This window comes from Methylomagnum sp. (assembly GCF_054333355.1).
The window spans coordinates 1-5,040 of sequence record NZ_JBTEKS010000322.1 but is presented as its reverse complement, the minus strand read 5'-3'; the positions used below and the strand labels follow the sequence as shown (position 1 = coordinate 5,040).

At 63.7% G+C, this 5,040-nt stretch carries 7 protein-coding genes; 4 read left to right on the top strand and 3 right to left on the bottom strand.

From position 1 onward, the window contains the following. Both ACXWUF_RS18265 and ACXWUF_RS18260 read right to left on the bottom strand, forming a co-directional pair. Nucleotides 1–448 (bottom strand): TolC family protein (locus ACXWUF_RS18265; RefSeq protein WP_458496037.1); only part of this gene is annotated, 448 nt, incomplete at its 3' end. A 238-nt stretch (nt 449–686) separates the two neighbouring features. Beyond that, complete coding sequence (locus ACXWUF_RS18260) at nt 687–926, bottom strand: hypothetical protein (RefSeq protein ID WP_458497277.1); 240 nt, start codon at nt 924–926, stop codon at nt 687–689. 501 nt (nt 927–1,427) lie between these two features. Here ACXWUF_RS18260 and ACXWUF_RS18255 point away from each other — a divergent pair. From ACXWUF_RS18255 to ACXWUF_RS18240, 4 genes are all read left to right on the top strand, one after another. After that, on the top strand, nt 1,428–1,853 hold the full coding sequence (locus ACXWUF_RS18255) for a hypothetical protein (protein ID WP_458496035.1): 426 nt from the start codon (nt 1,428–1,430) through the stop codon (nt 1,851–1,853). A gap of 20 nt (nt 1,854–1,873) precedes the next feature. Continuing rightward, on the top strand, nt 1,874–2,575 hold the full coding sequence (locus ACXWUF_RS18250) for a response regulator transcription factor (protein WP_458496034.1): 702 nt from the start codon (nt 1,874–1,876) through the stop codon (nt 2,573–2,575). Then, entirely contained in the window at nt 2,572–2,937 is a 366-nt protein-coding gene (locus ACXWUF_RS18245; RefSeq protein ID WP_458496033.1) for a DUF2845 domain-containing protein, read from the top strand. The genes ACXWUF_RS18250 and ACXWUF_RS18245 overlap by 4 nt, the downstream gene beginning before the upstream one ends. A gap of 104 nt (nt 2,938–3,041) precedes the next feature. Beyond that, nucleotides 3,042–4,436, top strand: a complete 1,395-nt coding sequence (locus ACXWUF_RS18240) for an ATP-binding protein (RefSeq protein WP_458496032.1) — start codon at nt 3,042–3,044, stop codon at nt 4,434–4,436. Nucleotides 4,437–4,692: 256 nt separating this feature from the next. Here ACXWUF_RS18240 and ACXWUF_RS18235 read toward each other — a convergent pair. After that, nucleotides 4,693–5,040: HIT domain-containing protein (locus ACXWUF_RS18235; protein ID WP_458496031.1), on the bottom strand; the 348-nt coding region annotated here is incomplete at its 5' end.

Genomic DNA, 5,040 nt, shown 5'->3' with positions numbered 1-5,040 from the left:
GCCCACCACTCATCCGCCCGTTCGCAGCGTCGGGCCGATGGACCCGAACCGGCCGCGCCAATCGAACATGTCGGATAACGATACCTTCCATGCGCCTAGGCAGTTGACCCAGCAGCACACCGAGAGCATTGACCGCTTGGCGCTGCGAGATTTCCAAGGCTGGAATCGTGGCTTCGGTACTCGCCAGCACCGTGCGGGCCTGCTCCACGTCCCGCAGCGAAGTGGTGCCGCCCTGGAAGCGGGCCTCGGCGATACGGAGGCTCTCCCGCTGGGTTCCCACGTTCTGGCAGGCGATGTCCAGCCGCTTTTCGGCGGTGCGAATCAAGATGTAATGGGTCGCCACGTCGGCGGTCAGGCTGACCAGGGTATTGTCGTAATCCGCCAGGCTGGCGTCGGCGGATTCCACCGCCCGCCGGAACCGGCCCCAGAAATCCGGCTCCCAAGCCAAGCTGCGATTGGGTGTAATTGAATATCCGGGAAAACTGGCCCTGTAAGGCTCGCGCGGTGAGCCGGTTGTACTGCAACGACCCAAGTATCTGCTGGGACTGAGGATAGGATTCGCCGACCGCGATGCCCAGTTGCGCCCGCGCTTCCAATATCCTCACGCCAGCCACTTGCAGCGGTAGATTTTGGCGATACGCGAGATCGACGAGCCGATTCGGCGTCGGATCATGGAAAACTTTCCATCATTCGCGCCGTTCTCCGGCCTTGGGTTTGAGTCTTTCGTCGCCCACATCCAGCCAGTTGGCGGCGGCGGACACTTCGGGGCGGGCGTAGCCGGGGCCGAGTTCGATGCAGCCGGTCACGGCCAGACACAAGGCCAAGGGGACTAATGATTTTTTGAAGCCGGAAATGATTGCTATCCCGTAAGGAATAACATCCCTTGGCGGGATGTTATTCCTTTGCCGCCATTGGAAGACGGCCATCAACGGAATTTATCGTCCGCCCGACGGGGTGCTTCCGCCGTTGCCGCCTGAGCCGCCACCTCCAGCGGGACCGCCCGGCGTTCCGCTGGAACCACCACTCCCACCCGCACCGCCGCCAGCGGGTCCGCCCATTCCTGAGCTACCGCTTCCCGACGTGCCTTTGTTATCGCAAGCGGTCATCACCAGCGAGGCCATCATCAAACAGATAGCGACCAATTTCTTCATAACCCTATCTCCCTATAAGAATTTTCCGAAACCGCTTTCATGAAGGCCGGCTCAAAGCGCGGCACTCCCTGGTTTCAGACAACCCCGCGCCGCCGATCATCCCTGCCTAGGTATCCATACGGACCATTCTCCGGGAGTCCCGGTCCAATTCCTTATACGCGATAGGGGGGCCATTCAGTTTCCATTCAGCCCGCCCGCCCTAATCTTTGTCCCGCCGGTCACGGGACACCGCTAAAAAAGCCCCGCCGGATTGTCCAACCCAATAGGAGAACAGACATGAAACGCACGATCCTCGCCCTCGCCTCAGCGGTCATTATCGGCCTGGGCACAACTTCAACCGCCAACGCCGATGGCTGGCGCGGTCATGGACATGGCCATCACCATGAGCATTGGGGTGGGCATGGTTACGATAATCACCACCATCACCGCCACGGCCCGCCGCCCTGGGCGCGGGGCTATTATCCCCCGGCTCCGGCCTATTACCCGGCTCCGCCCCCGGTCATGTACCGCGAAGTACCGGTCTATCGGGATGTCCCCGTGTACCGGGACCGCCATCACGGGCGCATCTCGGAAATCGTCCCCATGGCGGCGGGCGGCATTATCGGTGGCGTGGTCGGGGATCAGGTGGGCTACAGCAACCCGGCGGCGGTCATCGGCGGGTCGGTGCTGGGCACGGTGCTGGGGCATGAAATCGCCCACTGAGACGCGCTAAGATAGCCGCCATGCGATTACTACTCATCGAGGACGAAACCGAACTCCGCACCCAGCTCCGCACCGGGCTGCAAGCCGCTGGCTATGCGGTGGATGCAGGCGCGGACGGCCACGAGGGCTGGTTCTTAGGAAACGAGCATCCCTTCGATCTCGCCATCGTCGATCTCGGCCTGCCCGGCATGTCCGGCATCGAGGTCATCAAGCGCTGGCGGAGCGCGGGGATTGCCTTCCCCATCCTGATACTGACCGCCCAGGGCCGCTGGCAGGACAAGGTGGAAGGTCTGGACGCGGGCGCCGACGATTATCTGGTCAAGCCCTTCCATTTCGAGGAGCTGCTGGCGCGGGTGAAAGCCCTGCTGCGGCGCTCGGTGGGCATCGCCCAGCCCATGCTGCAATGCGGGCCGGTGGCGCTGGACATCGGCGCTCAGTCGGTGAGCGTGGCGGGGCACCCGGTGGACCTAACCGCCCAGGAATACAAAATCCTTGAATACCTCATGCTGCACACCGGGCAGGTCATTTCCAAGACCGCCCTTACCGAACACGTCTACGATCAGGATTTCGACCTGGACAGCAATGTCATCGAGGTCTTCATCGCCCGCCTGCGCAAGAAGCTGGACCCGGACAACCGCCTGAAACCCATCGAGACCCTGCGGGGCCGGGGCTACCGCTTCACGCTGGAGCGCGCCCCCGCGCCCAACGGGAATGCGCGGTGACCGCCGCGATTCGCCATCGCCATCTGCCCCGCATCATTCCGGCGCTCGGCCTGTTGAGCCTTCTGGTCGCGACGCCCGCCCCTGCTTTCTACTGCGGCAACGAGCTGGTTTACGAGCGGCTGCTCAAGATCGAAGTGCTGCAACGCTGCGGCCCGCCCAGCTTCGTGGATCGCCGGGTCGAATACCGCACCCTGTCCATCGGCGCACCGGGCTACCCCGCTCCGGGTCTCGGAGCGGCTATCACAACGCCCGTGGAGATCGAGGAATGGACCTACAACTTCGGCCCCAATCGGTTCATGCAATGGCTGCTGTTCGAGAATGGCCGGTTGATCCTGATTAAAGACCTCAGCTATGGGCGGTAACGCTTGTGGGTGGGTGTCGATGGCACCGTGGGAGTGGGCTTTAGCCCACGATCTGTCGCGGGCTAAAGCCCGCTCCCACCCTATACAACAGCCAATCCCTTAACGTGACCCCCATCGAAACCCAATCCGCCGCGCCAGGCTATTCCCTGCAAGCGCGGGCGCTGCTCATCGCCAGCGCTGTGCTGGCCCTGTTCCTGTTCGCCACCGGGCTGGTGCTGGACGAAGCCTTCGAGGACAGCGCCGAGGCCGTCATGCGCGACCGGATGCAGGGCTACGCCGACATCCTCAAGGCCAGCATCGAGACCGACCACCTCGACGGCTTGAAGACCCTGCCGCAAACCCTCAACGACCGCTTCACCCAGCCGGGTTCCGGGTTGTACGCCATCGTCACCCGGCAAAATTCCAGCACGCCGGAATGGCTGTCGGATTCCGCCAAGGACATCGAAATCCCCTGGCCCGCATTGCCGGAGTTCTGGACCGCCCGCCTGGACCCGATGGAAATGCCGAACGGCACGCAACTCTACGTGCTGAGCGTGAAGGTCGCCTACCTCAAGCCCAAGGCCCGCAATCCCATCATCCACCGGCTGCAAATCGCCGAGACCCTGGACGACAAGGAAAGCTACTACTACCACCAGATGAACGAGGTCCGCCGCAAGCTGTGGCGCTGGTTCGGTGCCGCCGCGCTGGCCTTGCTGCTGTTGCAAGTGGTCATCCTGCGCCGGACCCTCGCGCCACTGCGGCGGGTCGCCGCCGACATCCGCAGCATCGAGGCGGGCCGGACGGAGCGGCTGACCGGGCACTATCCCCGCGAGTTGCACGGCCTGACGGACAACCTCAACGCCCTGCTCGATCAAGCCGAATCGCACTTGGCCCGCTACCGTCACGCCCTGGGCGACTTGGCCCACAGCCTGAAAACCCCGCTGGCGGTGTTGCGTGGTGCCCTGCCCGAATCCGCCCCGGACGCCGAAAACAAGGCCGTGGCGGCGGAGCAGATCGAGCGCATGAACCGCATCATCGAATACCAACTCAAGCGGGCGGCGGCGTCCGGGCGCAGCCATCTGGCCCCGCCGGTGGCCGTGTCCGAGAAGGCCCGGCAGATTATCTCGGCGCTCGGCAAGGTCTACGCCGACAAGCGCATCGCCTGCCGGATGGAGGTCAGTTCCGAACTGGTGTTCCGGGGCGACGAGGGCGACTTGCTGGAAATCCTCGGCAATCTGGCCGAGAACGCTTTCAAGTGGAGCCGGGGCCGGGTGGAGTTGGGGGCGCGGGTGGCGGAGAACGGCGGCTTGGAATTGCGGATCGAGGATGACGGTCCCGGCATCCCCGACGATCTGGCCGACCGGTTGCTCAAGCGGGGCGAGCGGGCCGACCCGACCGTGCCGGGGCATGGGCTGGGCCTCGCCATTGTGAACTCAATCGTGCGGGCTTACGGGGGCAGGCTGACCATCGAGAAAAGCCCGCTGGGGGGCGCGGCGATTGTGGTGCGGGAGTTGGGGTGAGTGGTGATTTCCGTAGGGTGGGCATGTTGCCCATGCCCACCGGAACCAATGGCTTAAAGCCTTAAAGCGTTCGTAGTCCCGCCTTCAGGCGGCAAATCACCGCCTGAAGGCGGGACTACGAGCCAAAAGTGACGTAGTGACGTAGGGTGGATAAGCGGAGCGCATCCACCCAACCAAGGCGGCGGATGCGCTCCGCTTATCCGCCCTGCCCTGACTGAGCCAAGAATCGGTGGGCATGAATACATACATGCCCACCCTACAAAACTTTCAACCCGACCAAACCCGCCCCGCCGATCTTCGCCCGAATCTCGGCCACCCGCCCCGCCGCATAAGGCAGCGGCTCGAACTTTCCCCACACCGGCGCGGGCCACGCGGGGTCATTCCGGTAGCGCACCACATGATGCACATGAAGCTGCGGCACGAGGTTGCCGATGGCGGCGACGTTCATTTTGTCGGCTTGGAATAGCTCGGCCAGCGCCCGGGACAAGCGGGAAGACTCCCGCAACCACTGGATTTGGTCGGCGTCGGATAGCTGGTGAATCTCCCCCACCCCCGCCCGTTCCGGCACCAGAATGAACCAGGGATAGCGGCTCTCATTCATCAG